This is a genomic window from Vibrio sp. Sgm 5 (assembly GCF_026241575.1).
GTDB classification, from domain to species: domain Bacteria; phylum Pseudomonadota; class Gammaproteobacteria; order Enterobacterales; family Vibrionaceae; genus Vibrio; species Vibrio jasicida.
Genome location: NZ_JAPHPY010000075.1, coordinates 1 through 16,617 on the forward strand (window position 1 = coordinate 1; position 16,617 = coordinate 16,617).

13 protein-coding genes are annotated in these 16,617 nt (G+C 44.1%); 7 read left to right on the forward strand and 6 right to left on the reverse strand.

Going from position 1 to position 16,617, the window contains the following annotated elements:
- Nucleotides 1–169 precede the first annotated feature (169 nt).
- Nucleotides 170–673 carry a VC2046/SO_2500 family protein gene (locus tag OQJ86_RS24510; protein WP_038869219.1) on the forward strand — a complete coding sequence of 168 codons (504 nt, stop codon included), beginning with the start codon at nucleotides 170–172 and terminating at the stop codon, nucleotides 671–673.
- 134 nt (nucleotides 674–807) lie between these two features.
- Entirely contained in the window at nucleotides 808–1,551 is a 744-nt protein-coding gene (locus OQJ86_RS24515) for an SDR family oxidoreductase (protein ID WP_042601271.1), read from the forward strand.
- A 150-nt stretch (nucleotides 1,552–1,701) separates the two neighbouring features.
- Here the strand turns inward: OQJ86_RS24515 and adhE are convergent, their stop codons facing one another.
- The gene (adhE, locus tag OQJ86_RS24520) at nucleotides 1,702–4,404 is read right to left on the reverse strand and encodes a bifunctional acetaldehyde-CoA/alcohol dehydrogenase (protein ID WP_038869217.1); all 2,703 of its coding nucleotides are present in this window, start codon (nucleotides 4,402–4,404) and stop codon (nucleotides 1,702–1,704) included.
- Nucleotides 4,405–5,053: 649 nt separating this feature from the next.
- Here adhE and OQJ86_RS24525 point away from each other — a divergent pair.
- Nucleotides 5,054–5,692 (forward strand): YchE family NAAT transporter, encoded by a 639-nt coding sequence (locus tag OQJ86_RS24525; protein WP_038869216.1) that lies wholly within the window; start codon nucleotides 5,054–5,056, stop codon nucleotides 5,690–5,692.
- A gap of 62 nt (nucleotides 5,693–5,754) precedes the next feature.
- A complete protein-coding gene (locus OQJ86_RS24530) occupies nucleotides 5,755–6,603 on the forward strand; it encodes an ion transporter (protein ID WP_038869214.1) in 849 nt (282 codons plus the stop codon).
- A gap of 321 nt (nucleotides 6,604–6,924) precedes the next feature.
- Here the strand turns inward: OQJ86_RS24530 and OQJ86_RS24535 are convergent, their stop codons facing one another.
- Together OQJ86_RS24535 and asd are read right to left on the reverse strand one after the other, a co-directional pair.
- Entirely contained in the window at nucleotides 6,925–7,452 is a 528-nt protein-coding gene (locus OQJ86_RS24535; RefSeq protein WP_039974092.1) for a type II secretion system protein, read from the reverse strand.
- A 126-nt stretch (nucleotides 7,453–7,578) separates the two neighbouring features.
- Nucleotides 7,579–8,694 (reverse strand): aspartate-semialdehyde dehydrogenase, encoded by a 1,116-nt coding sequence (asd, locus tag OQJ86_RS24540; RefSeq protein WP_039974093.1) that lies wholly within the window; start codon nucleotides 8,692–8,694, stop codon nucleotides 7,579–7,581.
- A gap of 437 nt (nucleotides 8,695–9,131) precedes the next feature.
- Here asd and nhaC point away from each other — a divergent pair, with 437 nt between their 5' ends.
- The gene (gene nhaC, locus OQJ86_RS24545; protein WP_265991720.1) at nucleotides 9,132–10,568 is read left to right on the forward strand and encodes a Na+/H+ antiporter NhaC; all 1,437 of its coding nucleotides are present in this window, start codon (nucleotides 9,132–9,134) and stop codon (nucleotides 10,566–10,568) included.
- Between the two features lie 98 nt (nucleotides 10,569–10,666).
- On the opposite strand, the gene OQJ86_RS24550 is transcribed toward nhaC, so the two are convergent.
- From OQJ86_RS24550 to yejK, 3 genes are all read right to left on the reverse strand, one after another.
- Nucleotides 10,667–11,830 carry a chemotaxis protein gene (locus OQJ86_RS24550; protein ID WP_265991722.1) on the reverse strand — a complete coding sequence of 388 codons (1,164 nt, stop codon included), beginning with the start codon at nucleotides 11,828–11,830 and terminating at the stop codon, nucleotides 10,667–10,669.
- Between the two features lie 111 nt (nucleotides 11,831–11,941).
- Nucleotides 11,942–13,264: an Hpt domain-containing protein gene (locus tag OQJ86_RS24555; protein ID WP_265991724.1), complete on the reverse strand. Its 1,323-nt coding sequence runs from the start codon at nucleotides 13,262–13,264 to the stop codon at nucleotides 11,942–11,944.
- Nucleotides 13,265–13,374: 110 nt separating this feature from the next.
- Complete coding sequence (yejK, locus tag OQJ86_RS24560; protein WP_038869205.1) at nucleotides 13,375–14,373, reverse strand: nucleoid-associated protein YejK; 999 nt, start codon at nucleotides 14,371–14,373, stop codon at nucleotides 13,375–13,377.
- Between the two features lie 85 nt (nucleotides 14,374–14,458).
- Here yejK and OQJ86_RS24565 point away from each other — a divergent pair, with 85 nt between their 5' ends.
- Together OQJ86_RS24565 and OQJ86_RS24570 are read left to right on the forward strand one after the other, a co-directional pair.
- On the forward strand, nucleotides 14,459–14,686 hold the full coding sequence (locus tag OQJ86_RS24565) for a YejL family protein (RefSeq protein WP_038869203.1): 228 nt from the start codon (nucleotides 14,459–14,461) through the stop codon (nucleotides 14,684–14,686).
- 22 nt (nucleotides 14,687–14,708) lie between these two features.
- On the forward strand, nucleotides 14,709–16,517 hold the full coding sequence (locus tag OQJ86_RS24570) for a DUF3413 domain-containing protein (protein ID WP_265991727.1): 1,809 nt from the start codon (nucleotides 14,709–14,711) through the stop codon (nucleotides 16,515–16,517).
- Nucleotides 16,518–16,617 lie beyond the last annotated feature (100 nt).

Consider the following 16,617-nt stretch of genomic DNA (forward strand, 5'->3'; position numbering starts at 1 on the left):
CCGAATACATTAGCGCAAACCAACTCCGTTATGACTTAATTGTAGTTGCAATAACGGGGCGGACCATACATTTTTATTGCTTCTCCGACCTATTTTTTCAATTAATCCCCTCTTTTTCCTAAAGTTCTTCCCTTCGTTGCCGTTAAAAGTGCATTAAGCGAGGAACATCATGCAAATCCATACTTTAGACAAGGCAGTAATCATCAACGAACTTCAGTTCGGCAATGGTATTAACCATGCTGTACATGAAGGTCGCCGCGCTGATTTCTCACTGATTCTGTCTATGTTCTCTAATGATGTTCGCGATGTAGTCCCGGTTGAAGAAGTACAAGAAGTCATTACAAGCGATGACCTCCTTCGTAAACAGTTTGGTTTATCACAACCACAAGCGCTTCGCTCAGACAGCAGCAGTTACGAGCTAGCTGCAGAGCAAGCAAAGCAGTTTCATGATGCGGGTTTACCGTCTGCTAAGCTAAGCCACTACCTTAAACCTGATGCACTAACCTATTTGCCTCAAGACACGTTCAACCTACCGGAAAACGTCTATCACAACCTTTCCGGTCATGAGCGCCGTAGTTTAGGCGAACGTAACAAAACACTGATTCCTGACGCTGGGCTTTACAATCAATTAGTGACGGCACAGCGTCAGTATCAAATCCAAGCGCAAGCTTAACGCTCCGTATTCACCCCAACTGATTGCATTCTGCACACGTCAGAAATGTGACGCCTTACAAATTCCCAAACAATAGTTGCGGTTCAAAAGCGTTACTTTGAAGCTTTTCACACTGAGCTCATAAAAATTCATCCATGCTGTTAGCACAAACCACTGATGTATTGTTTAACACAAGAAATGACAGTGTAGGTGCTATGGATATTAAAGAATCAATCATTCTCGTCACTTCCGCAGGAACTATCCTCGGCAGAACATGCTCTAGTCACTTTGCCCACTTAGGGGCAACGATTGTTCTTTGCGACCAGAATCCAACGGCCTTGAGAGCCAGTTATGAGCAAATTAGCGCCTTTTCAGATAAGGTGTACGCCATTAATGTGTGCAGTGATAACACCACGTCCATCAATTTATTGTTTGACCAAATAGAATCTCAGCTTGGTGCGACACCAGATGTCATCGTCAATTGTTGGACCAGTTCACCAATGCCAAGTTTGATGGCTCCAGAACCAATGAGTACTTATATCGATCATCTTTCATCTGCGGCTCGCTTTCTTTATACCTATGGTCAAGTGAGCGCAGAGCGCTTCCGCTCCAGAGAAAAGAAAGGCGTAATCGTCAATGTCATTTCTCATGATAATCATGAAGATCTCACGGGTGTGGAAAGCATGGCGGCATTAGTCTCTGGTTTTACCCACAGCTGGGCAAAAGAACTGACCCCTTTCAACATCCGGGTTGGTGGTGTCATCCCTTCAGTAAATCATACGAGTGAAGATGTAGATGAACGACATTGGGCGCAAATTCAAGACGAGCTAGTGAGGAATACGGCTTATATTGTTGCTAACGAGTACTTTAGCGGTCGAGTCGTAACGACCGAAGTCTGAGTAAATCTCCTAACCAAAACACCTCTTCAAGCAGAACTTCTCATAATTTGAAAAGCATAAAAAAAGCCCCAGTCTCTCGACTGGGGCTTTGCTTTTTCCCGATGGTAGATTTCGTGCTAGCGAAAACCTATCCCATAACTAACGTCTTGCTTATGCGTTAGCTTTTTCTTTCTTAGCTTTTGGTGCTGCTTCTTTCGCTACTTGGTCTGCTTTCTTTTTGATAACAGTTGTACCTTCGAAAGTTTCGCCTTCAACGAACGCTTTACCGTAGTAAGAAGCCATTAGTACTTCTTTTAGCTCTGTGATTAGAGGGTAACGTGGGTTCGCACCAGTACATTGGTCATCGAACGCTTCAACCGCTAGCTCGTCTAGTTTCGCAACGAAATCTGACTCTGCAACGCCTGCTGCTTGAATCGACAGCGGGATGTCTAGGTCACCTTTCAGCTCTTCTAGCCATGCTAGTAGACGTTCAATTTTCTGAGCAGTACGGTCACCAGCTTGGCTTAGGCCTAGGTGGTCAGCAACTTCAGCGTAACGACGACGTGCTTGTGGACGGTCGTACTGAGAGAATGCTGTCTGCTTAGTTGGGTTATCGTTCGCGTTGTAACGTACAACGTTCGAGATTAGTAGCGCGTTAGCAAGACCGTGTGGTAGGTGGAACTCAGCACCAATCTTGTGCGCCATTGAGTGACAAACACCTAGGAATGCGTTCGCAAACGCGATACCAGCGATAGTTGCCGCGTTGTGTACTTTCTCACGAGCGATTGGGTCGTTTGCACCGTTTGCATAGCTTGATGGTAGGTATTCTTTAAGCATCTTAAGTGCTTGTAGAGCTTGACCATCAGAGTATTCGTTAGCAAGAACAGATACGTAAGCTTCTAGAGCGTGAGTTACTGCATCGTAACCACCGAATGCTGTTAGAGACTTAGGCATGTTCATTACTAGGTTAGCATCAACGATAGCCATGTTTGGCGTGATTTCGTAGTCAGCTAGTGGGTACTTAGCACCAGTCTTGTCGTCTGTAACAACCGCGAATGGAGTAACTTCAGAACCCGTACCTGAAGTTGTAGTGATACATACAAGCTCAGCTTTTTGACCCATTTTAGGGAACTTGTAGATACGTTTACGGATGTCCATAAAGCGCATTGCTAGTTCTTCGAAGTGAGTTTCTGGGTGCTCGTACATTACCCACATGATCTTAGCTGCATCCATTGGTGAGCCGCCACCTAGAGCTAGGATTACGTCAGGTTGGAAGCTCTTCATTGCTTCTGCGCCTTTCTCAACAACAGATAGTGTTGGATCCGCTTCTACGTCGAAGAATGTTTGAACTTCGATGCCTTGCTCTTTAAGCAGTTTAACTACTTCGTCAGCGTAACCGTTGTTGAATAGGAAACGGTCAGTTACTAGGAATGCGCGTTTCTTACCTTCTAGGTCGCTCATTGCGATTGGAAGGCTACCACGACGGAAGTAGATAGACTTAGGTAGTTTGTGCCACAACATGTTTTCAGCTCGCTTAGCTACAGTTTTCTTGTTGATAAGGTGCTTAGGACCAACGTTTTCAGAGATAGAGTTACCACCCCATGAACCACAACCTAGAGTTAGAGAAGGTGCTACGTTGAAGTTGTAAAGGTCACCGATACCACCGTGAGTAGTTGGGATGTTTACAAGGATACGTGCAGTCTTCATCTTGTCACCGAAGTAACGGATGCGGTCTGCGTTAACGTCTTGGTTAGTGTAAAGACCAGATGTGTGACCGATACCACCGATTTCAACCATTGTTACTGCTTGAGCAACTGCGTCTTCGAAGTCGTCAGCACGGAATAGACCAAGAGTTGGAGATAGTTTCTCGTGAGCGAATTCATCATCGTAAGAAACTTTACCTAGGCCTTCACCTACAAGTACTTTTGTATCAGCAGGAACTTTAACACCAGCCATTTCAGCGATTGCTGGAGCAGGTTGACCTACGATTTTCGCGTTTAGTGCGCCGTCGATAAGAAGTACTTTACGTACTTTATCAGCGTCAGATTTAGATAGAACGTGAGCTTTGTGAGAAGCGAAGCGCTCTTTCACTTCGTCGTATACTTCACCAACTACGATTGCAGCTTGCTCAGAAGCACATACTACGCCGTTATCGAAAGTCTTAGACATAAGGATAGAAGCAACAGCACGTTTGATGTCAGCTGTTTCATCGATAACTACAGGAACGTTACCTGCACCTACACCGATTGCTGGCTTACCAGAAGAGTAAGCTGCTTTAACCATGCCTGGACCACCTGTTGCAAGGATAAGAGCGATGCCATCGTGCTTCATAAGAGCGTTAGAAAGCTCTACAGATGGTTGGTCGATCCAACCGATGATGTCTTTTGGAGCACCCGCTGCTACTGCTGCATCTAGAACTAGTTTCGCAGCATCGTTAGTTGAGTTCTTCGCACGTGGGTGTGGCGAGAAGATGATGCCGTTACGAGTTTTTAGAGAGATTAGAGATTTGAAGATTGCTGTAGAAGTTGGGTTCGTTGTTGGAACGATACCACAGATGATACCTACAGGCTCTGCGATAGTCATCGTGCCTAGGTTGTCATCTTCTTCCAAGATGCCACATGTTTTTTCATCTTTGTATTTGTTGTAGATAAATTCTGAAGCGAAGTGGTTTTTGATTACCTTATCTTCAACAATACCCATTCCAGATTCAGCAACTGCTTGTTGTGCCAGTGGGATACGAGCATGGTTAGCTGCAAGAGAAGCTGCGCGGAAGATTGCGTCTACTTTCTCTTGTGAGAACGTTGCGAATTCTTCTTGTGCTGCTTTAACGCGTGCTACTAGAGCATCTAGTTCAGCTAAGTTAGTTACAGGCATGGTGGATCTCCTAAAATAATAAATATTAAAAACTTTTTAGTAAGGCTATTGTCTTTCGTTTTGACTGTTTATCAGCGTTTTAACTAACAACCATCTTAGTAAATTGCTTTCAGGGCTGAGTATAATATTTCAGAGTGTGAAAAAAATTGACTTGGATCAGTTCTCACAACTGAAATACCCCCAAAGTAGTGGTTTACCACAACAAACCAGCTAAATAATTGATAAACAAACAAATTAAGCTTAATTTTTAATTGCACAAAAAAGAAGCAAACGAACTAAAAATAAAAGAAACAACAACAATCTGTAAAAAAGTTTCATTTTTAGCCAACAAAATTACATGTGGACCCTAATTTTTGTGCTACTGAGAGTATATCGAATGCGTCATATCTCTCTACAAACCACCCTTCTTTTTGTGAAAAATGTGCGAATGTTAACGTTTGTGTAAATCAGTTCAGGTTCTCACCAGTCTTCTACGTAACAATTCGTTTCCAGAATGCATACATTTCTTTCAATAATTAGTTTTTCTCACAAATACTAGCCCAAATACGTTAGTTTTTTTCATTTCTTCCCAACGCACTTTTGCCTTACATTACCGCCTAAAATTACCCCCTCTCTTTTTCACTATTGTGAACGTTTACGAGTAAGCAACATGCAGACTTTAGAGTTAGCTATTTTCCTACAGTTTTTCTTAGGTTTGGTCGCAGCAGTGAACCCTGTTGGTATCATGCCTGTGTTCGTATCACTAACCGGTCATATGACGCCAGAAGAGAAAAGCAAAACCGCCACGACAGCCAATATTGCTGTCGCGAGTATTCTGATTATTTCTTTGTTTGCTGGTCAGTTGCTGCTGGACATGTTCAGTATTTCGCTCGATTCGTTTCGCGTAGCTGGCGGTTTACTGCTTCTAAGCATCGCATTCTCGATGATGAGTGGTAAGTTGGGTGAAGATAAGCAAAACAAGCAAGAGAAGACGGAATACGTAAGCCGTGAGCAAATTGGTGTCGTACCACTTGCCATGCCGTTAATGGCAGGTCCAGGCGCAATTAGCTCAACCATCGTTTACGGTGCACGCTACCCTAGCGCGCTGGATACAGTTGGTATCAGCTTAACGATCGTTTTGTTTTGTTTCTGCTCTTGGTTACTGTTCCGCTCCGCGCCTTTAATTGTGCGTTTCCTTGGACAAACTGGCATCAACGTGATCACTCGTATTATGGGCCTAATCCTCGGCGCGCTTGGTATTGAGTTTATCGCGAACGGTCTAAGAAACCTGTTTCCTGGTTTAGCCTAAGTTTCTTAACTTCTGGTATGATGTTGCAATCCGTTTCATTTTAACGTCGATAGTGCAACATCATGCCTCGCAAGTCTCTAAAGCATCATTTATATGTGATTATTTTCGGTACTCATACTCGTGCCGGACGCATCTTTGATATCGCGCTGATCGTCGCGATCATCGCATCTCTCGTGGTTCTTATTCTGGAATCTCTGCCGACTGTAATGACAGAATGGTCGCAAGAGTTGCGCTACGTGGAATATACTTTCACTGCTTTATTCACCATTGAGTATCTGCTGCGACTGTATTGTTCGCCCAAACCTAAGTCCTACGCCACCAGCTTTTATGGTGTCGTCGACCTCTTAGCGATACTGCCAACCTACTTAGCTATCATCTTCCCTGGCGCTTCCTTTATGGGGGTAGTCAGACTGCTGCGTGTTATGCGCATCTTCCGTATTTTAAAGTTAGTTCGCTATTTGCAAGACTCGAATATTTTATTGCGCTCCCTTTTAATGGCGCGACGTAAGATTATTATCTTCTTTAGTACGGTGGGAATTCTCGTCACCATCTTTGGTGCGTTGATCTTTGTAATTGAAGGGCCACACAACGGTTTTACGAGTATCCCAAAAAGCATCTACTGGGCGATTGTGACAATTACTACGGTAGGCTATGGCGACATGGTGCCGCAAACGCATCTCGGTAAAGCGATCGCGTCATTAACTATGTTGCTTGGTTATTCGATATTGGCAGTTCCAACCGGGATTATTACCGCAGAACTGAGCAATGAGATGAATGCTCACAAAGAGCTTGTGAAATGCCCCAACTGTAATCGCTCCGGTCATGATTCTGATGCGATGCACTGCAAGCATTGTGGTAGTGAGCTGGCAGATCCTGATAATCGCGTCGTCAGAGCGGATGAGGAAGATTAGAATCGGGAATCGGGAATCGGGAATCGGGAATCGGGAATCGGGAATCGGGAATCGGGAATCGGGAATCGGGAATCGGCGATATTTTGTCTTTCTGGGGACAAATTCTGTCAACGCCTTTTAGAACGTAGTTTCTTGCCTAGCGCTCCAACAAAATCCTCTCGATTCTTAAAGCAGAGTGCTCCCAAGTATTGGAGCGTAGCGTTCCCAACGACCCTGAACTCCAACTCTACGATCAAAAAAGCCGATGAACTCACATCGGCTTTTGCATAGCTGTAGGCTCTCAGGAAATAAACAAACCCTAAGGAAAAGTCTATTCTCGATTTAACAACCGTCAGTAAATACTTCCACGTTGTATTCGTCACCCGGCTCCATTGCAGCGGTGTACTTAACATAGCATTGCGTATCTTCAATTGCTTTGTTGTACGCACTTTCATCATCAGGAGCTGCGTCAATATATTCAGAGCGAGTCACAATCCAAGTGTCAGGATTACTTACTGACCCATGGTTGTGTGCACCCCATACCCACTCTTTTGTTAGATCATGGTATCCAGATTCGATATCTAAGAAGTTTTCCATCCCTCCCCTTTGAACAGCTGGATAACCATATTGAACGGAACCATAGCCTTCAACACTATATGACTCCTCATGTTCCATTCCCTCTACAGCCGTTTTGCCGAAAGCCATCTCCGAAGCATTATGGACAGAGCCACCTAGTCCCTTAATTACCGCTTCTCTCGCATCATGTTGAAGATTTAAAAACTTAGGTGCGGCAACGACGGCTAGAATGCCGAGTATGACGATGACAACCACTAACTCTATGAGAGTAAAACCTTTTGTATTTTGTTTCATTACCGCACTCCAATGGATTAATTTCGCGGCAACGGTATGCAACAAAAGTCAGCTTACTGTCATTGTAATATCAAAAAAGCGCCCAATTGGGCGCTTTCAAAATGACCATCTCAACATTGAGACAAATTAAGCTTTCTCAGCAAGGATGATTCGTAGAGTGCGGCGTAGTGGCTCAGCAGCCCCCCACAATAGTTGGTCACCTACTGTAAATGCATTTAGGAAGTCATCACCCATTGCCATCTTGCGTAGACGGCCTACTGGAATAGACAACGTACCTGTCACTTTCGCTGGTGTAAGTTCTTGAGCTGTAATGTCACGATCGTTAGGAACGACTTTCACCCAATCGTTGTGCGTTGCGATGATCTCTTCGATCTCATCCATTGGTACATTTTGCTTCAGCTTGATTGTCAGAGCTTGAGAGTGACAGCGCATCGCACCAATGCGGACACATGTACCATCGATTGGCACTGGCGCATTTTGGAAGCCCAAAATCTTGTTCGCTTCTACGCCCGCTTTCCACTCTTCTTTGCTTTGGCCGTTATCACGCTTAACATCAATCCAAGGGATAAGAGAGCCAGCTAGTGGCACACCAAACTTTTCTGAAGGGAAAGAAGAGCTGCGCATTGTGTCTGCAACTTTCTTGTCAATGTCTAGAATAGAGCTTGCTGGATTAGCCAATTCAGAGCTTACAGAATCGTTGATCACACCCATCTGAGAAATCAGCTCACGCATGTTTTGTGCACCTGCGCCAGACGCCGCTTGGTACGTCATTGCGCTTGTCCACTCAACCAAACCCTTCTCGAATAGGCCACCAAGACCCATTAGCATTAGGCTTACTGTGCAGTTACCACCAACAAATGTATTGGTTCCACCATGAATGCCTTGCTGAATTTGCGTAAGGTTTACTGGGTCTAGGGTAATAATAGAATCTTGTGCCATACGTAATGTAGAAGCAGCATCAATCCAGTAACCTTTCCAACCCGCTTGGCGTAATGCTGGGTAAACTTTTTCAGTGTAACTTCCACCTTGACACGTAACGACCGCATCAAGCTGTTTTAAACTTTCAATATCGAACGCATCTTGAAGTAGACCAGCATCTTTACCTAGGTTTGGTGCAGGAATACCTATTTGAGACGTGCTGTAGAAAACTGGCTCGATCAAATCGAAGTCTTTCTCTTCGACCATGCGTTGCATAAGGACTGAACCAACCATGCCACGCCAACCAACTAAACCTACTCTCATCGCATTAACTCTCCATGTATATTTCTGAAACTTTCTCCATAGTTCAATTTTCGACACAAAATCTCAAGCCCTAATTTGCAAATAAACGCAACTTTTTTAACGTTTGCGGCGAAATTTTATAATCAAGTCCATTTTCTTCCTTTTTCTTTACGCTCAACTGGATAGATGACGAAAGAAAAGTGTGAAATCAACACCGATGGTCCTACCACCCAATGAGAAAACAACATTTGAAGCACATAATTTTTACATCACAAAACATTTCAAACCGTTAATATTAATAATTAATGGTGATTAATTTCACAAGCAAACGTTTTTACCGACGAACATCAAGATAAAGCACCAAATGTTCGAAATATAATTTTTGTTAATGTATGTTAGGCGCCGATTAAAACAGGGAGCGGCCTTCCTCTATTGCTCCAAGAACGACAGAGGCACATATGAAGCAAGTTACAACACGCTTACCTAGTCTGATACAGGTATTTATCTCACTAGGTTTGTTTCTACTTTTGGCATTTTCATTTACTGCCAAATTAGACCTTCCTATTCAGCTAGCGCTGTACATTGGTTGGTTCATTATCATACTGTTGGGTTTAAGGCTCGGCCATCAATACAAAGACCTAGAAAAAGCCGCATTAAATGGCATTTCTAATGGCCTAGGTGCCGTGCTAATTCTTCTTGCTGTAGGAGCCTTAGTCGGTACTTGGATCTCAGGCGGTATTGTTCCGACCATCATCTATTACGGTTTGAAAGCAATCCACCCTTCTATCTTCTTGCTTGCTACCATGATCATCTGTTCTTTGACTGCGCTAGCAACGGGAACTTCTTGGGGTGCTGCGGGTACAGCCGGTATTGCCATGATGGGTATTGGTCAAGGTCTTGGAGTTCCAGCCCCAATCACCGCAGGCGCGGTGCTATCGGGTTGTTACTTTGGTGACAAGATGTCTCCACTTTCAGACTCTGTGATCCTTGCTTCTTCTATGTCGAATGTAGAAGTCGTTGAGCACATCAAGGGTATGCTACCTATCGCGCTGATCAGCTACATTATCACTGGTATCATGTTTACCGCATTTGGCTTTCACTTCGCTGGCAAAGTGGACATGAGCCAAGTGGATTCTGTTATTCAGGCAATGGAGCAACAATTTTTCATCACGCCTTATTCCTTTGTTCCAGTGGTCATCGTATTGGCTCTACTTGCGATGCGTATGCCTTCTTTCCCTGTGATTAGCTTTGGCTCTCTGCTAGGTATTATCTGGGCAGTGATGATTCAGGATGTGGACTTCCTGACAGCGTTTAACACGGCTTGGGCGCCATTTGCGATTTCTTCAGGAGTCGACTTCATTGATTCGATTCTCAACCGTGGCGGCATGTCTTCTATGTTGGGCTCTGTAGCGGTAATCGTGTTTGGTCTTGGTTTCGGTGGCCTGCTCGACAAAGTAGGTGTGCTTGAGACTATTGCAAAGCTGTTCGAACGACGTGTTCAGAGCGCGGGTTCACTTGCGACGAGCACGATTGGTACGGCCTTCATGGGTAACGTATTTGGCTCTGCGATGTACGTATCACTGATTCTTACGCCTAAGATCTGTGCTAAGAACTACGACCGCCTTGGCTACAAACGCAAAAACTTATCTCGTAACGCAGAGTTCGGTGGCACACTGACATCAGGTATGGTGCCGTGGAGTGACAACGGAATCTATATGGCAAGCATCTTGGGTGTGGCAACATTATCATACGCACCGTTCATGTGGCTGAGCTTCGTATGCATTATCGTTACCATCTTTACTTCTTACATGGGCTGGTTTGTTGATAAATGCGAGCCGACAGCTCCAGCAACAGACGAACAAACAGAAGCTGAACTCAAGCAGCAAACGGCTTAAATCAGCTTTCCATAGATAGAAACTTTCCGTAAATAAAAAAGGACCGATGATTCGGTCCTTTTTTGTGTCTGCTATTTCGTGTTGTGACTTCTAAATGATTACGCCGATTTAGTGCTGGCTCTTACCGCAGAGCGCTTACCCAAGGCGTAACCAAGTACGAGAGGAGCAAAGAAGATCACTAGGATAAACAGAATAAAGTAGATGATGGTGCTCTTCACAAGCTCAATCAATTTGTCCATAGCCAGATTCACCACCTCTTGTGATACGTGGTCTAGGTCCTGAGCAAACTTCTCACGCTCACTTGTGATGATTTGAGCGATTTCTTGGCGCTCTCTTGCCACCATCAATTCCAGAGCTTGACGCTCTTCACTCAACTGAGACAAACGCTCTTCTGTTTTTTGATCAATGTCTTCCACTAGAGGCTGCAATTGAACGGCCATCTGCTCGGCTAAGTTACGCATGTACTCAGGGTTATTATCGATAAAGTCCTTTAACGACTCAGAAGTCACCTTCAAGCTATTTAGTGCTGCGTTTACTTGCTCAATACTTGCGGAACTATTTAACGCCAATAGTTGCGCTTTCCACGTCATGATCTTAGGCGTTTGCTCAGACACCAAACTTAAACGGTCAGAAACATCACCGATGGCTTCTGGCATCGTGCCCAATGTTGTGACAGCTTCTTCTTCACTGATTTGGTTAGCCTCAAGCCAAGCACGGTAAGCGGGTGTACGAATCATGCTTAGATCCGCGAATGGGTATTTCTTTACAAAGTCAGCGACAAACACTTTGGTGTTTTCATAAACGTCTTTTTTCAAAAGAGACTGAGCGAGTTTATCGACTTCTTTGGCTAGATGTGCAGAGACTTGTTTAGCTTCACCCGTCGCAAACAAATCTTTGCCCGTCCCTTCGCTATAAAACTGGTTCATCTGGTGAGTAAACACCCACGTATCTATGAGCGCAGCCATTGGGGAAACTTGATAAGCCGCCGCTTGAAGACCTTCTTCAGCATTGATCTTCCACAGCAGAATATAAGATTGGTTTACTTTGTCGCTCGACTCATAGTTTTTTTGGAGCACATCAGCAGCTTGTTCGACTTGAGCAAAAAACTGTTGTGCGTATTCACGCGTCATTATACGCATGTTGAGTTCTTGTTTGGTGAGCGGTACAGTTTGGCTGTCGATTTTCACCTCTAGCAGGGAACACCCTGAAAGACTCAAAACCAAGCAAGCTACCATCAAAGAGGACAGTCGACGGATGGACATGAAATTACCTATGGTCAAAATGTGTAGAACAGGAACAGAACGAACCAAGGCATCAGGTTCGTGAACGCACCTTTAATACCTCAGCACCCTATATTTTAAGTCAGAGGAATATCAATCCGTTAGCACTTCTCGAATGTTTTCATTAATGAGAACTCTTTCGGCAAAAAGTGTCGTTTTCTTTAACGTATCTTCTAACTGACTCAATTTATCGTCTGAGATTTGCTCGCCTTGTTTAATTAAAGATTCGATATCTCCAGAGATATAGTGTAGAGGCATTGCACCTATACTGCCCGATACCCCTTTCAAGCTGTGCGCAACTCGCTGAGCATGTTCTTTATCTTCCAGTAACAATCTTCTTAGCTTACTGCCGTCATCAGTATGATCTTGAATAAACACGTCTAACAGCATGCGCACGGACTCTTCATCGTCGGACAAAGAGTCAAGCATTCTTTCTATATCAATGTAAGGTTCGGGACTTTCATTTAACAACTGTTGGTGGGACTCGGAATCGCTTCTCTCAGGTCCGTTCGTCACCTCAGTTGAATTTGCTGGTTCAAGCTCCGTCTGCTCACTCCCCCGCTCAACCCTATCAAGTTGGTGAGAGAGTGGTTGTATTGGCGAATTTATGTTTTCTGAATCGGATTGATTTCCTTCGGTTAGAACTGACTCTTTATAAGACAAAGCCCAACAAACACATACAAGTAAGGAAGCACTTACCATTATCAACAGCAAGAGGTAAACCAACAGTTTTTGTTCTAGCGAAGCACTAATCGCAGCCAGTTGGTTCGGGAATTCAGGGTTGAGCAATTGGCTCGAAAGATGACTGCCTTTTGCGTGAGCAGCAAGCACGCTGGATGTTTGAGCAAGGCGACGTTGGAAAGAGGACTGTTCTTCAAGCGCTAAAGTTTTCGATTCTGTAAACAACAAATCTAATTCTTGATAGGTGTCTGCACTCGTCGCAGAGTCACTAAACATCGCTTCTAGCACTAATGCGCCGAGCCGAAAGTACATCGTCTGTAGTGATTGAGAGTTGCTTGCCGACTCTCGACTGTTGCGTAATTGGTCTGCGAGCGCGACGAGTTCACTATCACTACCAATAAAGCTCTTCGCACCCTCTAAAAAACGGTCTGTCGAATAAAGAAGTTGAGTTAAGTCTGGAGCACCCAGTCCTTGGCCCTGTTCACTTTCGAGTTGTAAGCGAACCGCATAAACCAATTGGAGCTTAAGAGAAACTTGATCGACATGTTGAGCACGATATGGAAGTTCGAAATGAAAAATATTTCTTACTTCATCTACTTTGCTACCAAGTTCGTCCACGGTAGACATCGTTCTCATGGTCTGTTGCGCCTGAAGCCATATACCTACGGCAAACGCACACCACACAACAAATAAAATCCAGACGACTCGTCTTATTCCCTCTTTTAATTGCTGCAACACTCATTCCTCGACTATTTCTATTAATAACAAGCATATACCATGATTCATGCTCAAACTGTGCACACTTCACATAAAAAAAGAGAGCACATGGCTCTCTCTTTCTTGAATTAGTTGCGACTCAACTGATCTTTCAGATTCGGAGGCGTCCCTTTAATGGTCAGCGTATCCGTCTCCGGATCGTAGAAAATACGCTCGCCAAGCAACAGGCTGTCAAAGCTAATGTTCAAACCGCCACCTGCTCCTACATATTTCGTCAATTTGCGTACGGTTGAGCGATCACCTGGGAAAGACTCTTCCAACTCGTAACCTTGTTCTTTAGTAAAGTCCATGAAACTGGTGCCATCTTGGCTAGGCGGTAATTCACCAGATAGCTCAGAAATTTGAACTTCATCACCAGTTTTAATTTGCTCGTTACAGTAGTTGTAAACTTGCTTTTTGTACTCATTCGCTTCTTGCTTCTCAAGCTTAGAGTCTGCACAAAAGTCTTCAACTGCCTGCATCAACACTTGGTTTTGCTGTTTGGTATCTAAGCCAACATCGGCTTGTAAGAAATCTAAGAAGAAGTCTGCCACTTTACGGCCAACACGTCCTTTGATGTAAGAAAGGTAACGATTTGATTCACGGTCAGTATCGTAGCTTGATAGGTCAATGCGCGCAGCAATATCCATTTTAGTGATGTCTAGATAATCTGTTGCATCAATATCCAAGCCTTCAGTTACCTTTAGGCTCTGGTTCATAGGCAAAATGCCGATAAACAAGTAATCCGTTGCTAAACTTTGGTATTCCGCAAACACTAAAATGCCTTCGTCTGCAAATGGGTACTTAATCAACTCTTCTTTCAAGCGATTTGCACTAATTTGTGAGAAGTCGTAAAAATCTCGCTCTCCTTTGCGCATTTCTTGAAGCCAAAATTGAAATTCGCTGTCTGACTGGAAAGAGCCAAAACCTTTACCTGCTTTAGAATGGAATACGCGATGCAGTTCCGCGACGAGGTTTTCTGTAGCGGTATCGTTCTCTAACGATGCCGGGCGAAGTTTAACAACCAGTTCGTCCTGATCGTTTTTGCACAATTGATGCAGAATAACGTTTGAAAGATGAAGGCTCATAGTGATTTTATCTTGCTACAAGGTTTAAGTTGTTGGGCATTGTAGGTTATCATAAGCCGCTTTTACTATCATTATTAGAGTCTTTATGCCGATTACATCTAAATATACTGACGAACAAGTAGAGAAAATTCTTGCTGAAGTGGGCGCTGTACTAGAAAAACACGCCGCCTCTCCTGAGTTGACGCTAATGATTGCCGGAAATATCGCAACCAATGTCTTAAATCAACAAGTTGCTGCTTCACAACGCAAAGTTATTGCTGAAAAATTTGCTCAGGCGCTCGTATCTTCTCTTGAAGTGCCAAAATCACACTAATAACGGATAATAGAACAAGTACATGGTAGACAGCGGAAACTCATACGGCGAACGTGTATCTCGACTGGTTGGTTGGGGTCACTGGTTTGCATTCTTCAACATCGTTGCATCGATGTTGATAGGTACGCGCTATATCGTTCAGTCGCCTTGGCCAGAGACCCTTATGGGGCAATTCTATCTGGCGGTATCCTGGGTTGGCCATTTTGGCTTTCTTGTTTTCGCGCTCTACTTGTTGGTTCTATTCCCGCTGACGTTTGTCCTGCCATCTAGGAAGCTTTTCCGTTTGGTGGCAGTGATATTCGCAACCGTCGGTCAAACGGTCTTACTGATCGATACCCAAGCTTACCAATCCATCAACTTGCACTTAAACCCCGTGGTTTGGGAGTTGTTGTTTAGCGAAGATAAAAGTGCCATCAGCTCTGACTTGCAGCACCTTTTTGTGGTTATGCCACTTATCTTCCTGGTTCAGTTAGGCTTATCAGAATGGGTTTGGCGTAAACAACGCAAACTTTCCCATAAACACGTTGGCCGCCCTCTGGCCGCAGTGTTCTTCTTGAGCTTTATCACTAGCCATCTGGTTTATATTTGGGCTGATGCCTATTTCTATAACCCGATTACTAGCCAGCGCTCTAATTTCCCGTTGTCTTACCCAATGACCGCGAAGAGCTTTATGGAAAAACATGGCCTACTAGACCGTGAAGAATATCTAAAACGCTTAGCGGAAAACCAAGGTAATATTGACCTGGTGAGCTACCCGCTCGAAAAACTCGAATTTAATCGTCGTGGTAACAAATTGAACGTACTGATGATCAGTGTGAACAACTTACGTGCAGATGCACTAAACCAAGACGAAATGCCAAACATGTACCAGTTTGCACAAGACAACCAAAACTTTGTAAACCACTACAGTTCTAGCAATGACACGTACGGTGCATTCGGTCTGTTTTATGGCTTACCAAGTAGCTACGCAAGTAGCATCAAAGCACAAGGTTCTGCACCAGTTCTTTTGGATGTATTAAAAGATCAGGGCTATAGCTTTGGTTTGTTCAGCGGAAATGGTTTTGAAGATGACCTTTACTCAGAAGTGATCTTCCGTGGAGTTAATCTTGCTAACACGTTAAACGGTACGCAAGCACACACCGACAAACAATCCATTGCGGCATGGAATAGATGGCTAACCGAACAAGCAAGCCAACCTTGGTTTAGCTATATCGAAGTCACCACTGTCGATAACTTTGAATCTGAACCAGAAGCGGCAAATGAAGAAATGCCAGCCAGCGAGCGATTCAAGAAAGCATATGAGAAAGCGGTAAAATCTGCCGATAAGACAGTCGCTGAAATCATTTCTGATCTCGATGAAAAACAACTACTTACCAATACGATAGTGGTCATCACCTCTAATCACGGTAGCGAGTTTAATGAGACCAATACCAACAGTTGGGGAGCGAACAGCAATTACAGCCGCTACCAGCTTCAGGTCCCTATGGTTATTCATTGGCCAGGAATGCTGCCAGGTGAATTTACGCACAGTACAAGCCATCTGGACTTGTCGGTAACGCTGTTACAAGACATGTTAGGCGTCTCATCGAACCCTTATGATTACAGCAGTGGTCGTAACCTATTTGACGAAAGTCGTCGCCGCTGGATTTTAGCGGGCGACACTCGTGAAATCGCGCTGATCACCAGCTCCCAAACGACAGTTATCGATAAATTTGGTAACTACAAGCTGTATGATGACAACTACAAACGCTTAAGAGAAACAACGCCTAAACTGCCTGTCCTGATGCAAGGACTAACAGAACTGCAGCGCTTCTATTCGAAAAGCAATTAATTGAAAAAAGCTCTCCACTCGGAGTAATGCCGATCAGTTAAGAAATTAATAGACTGATCAATTGAACGATCCCACCAGTGTGTAAAAATCCGATAGACCA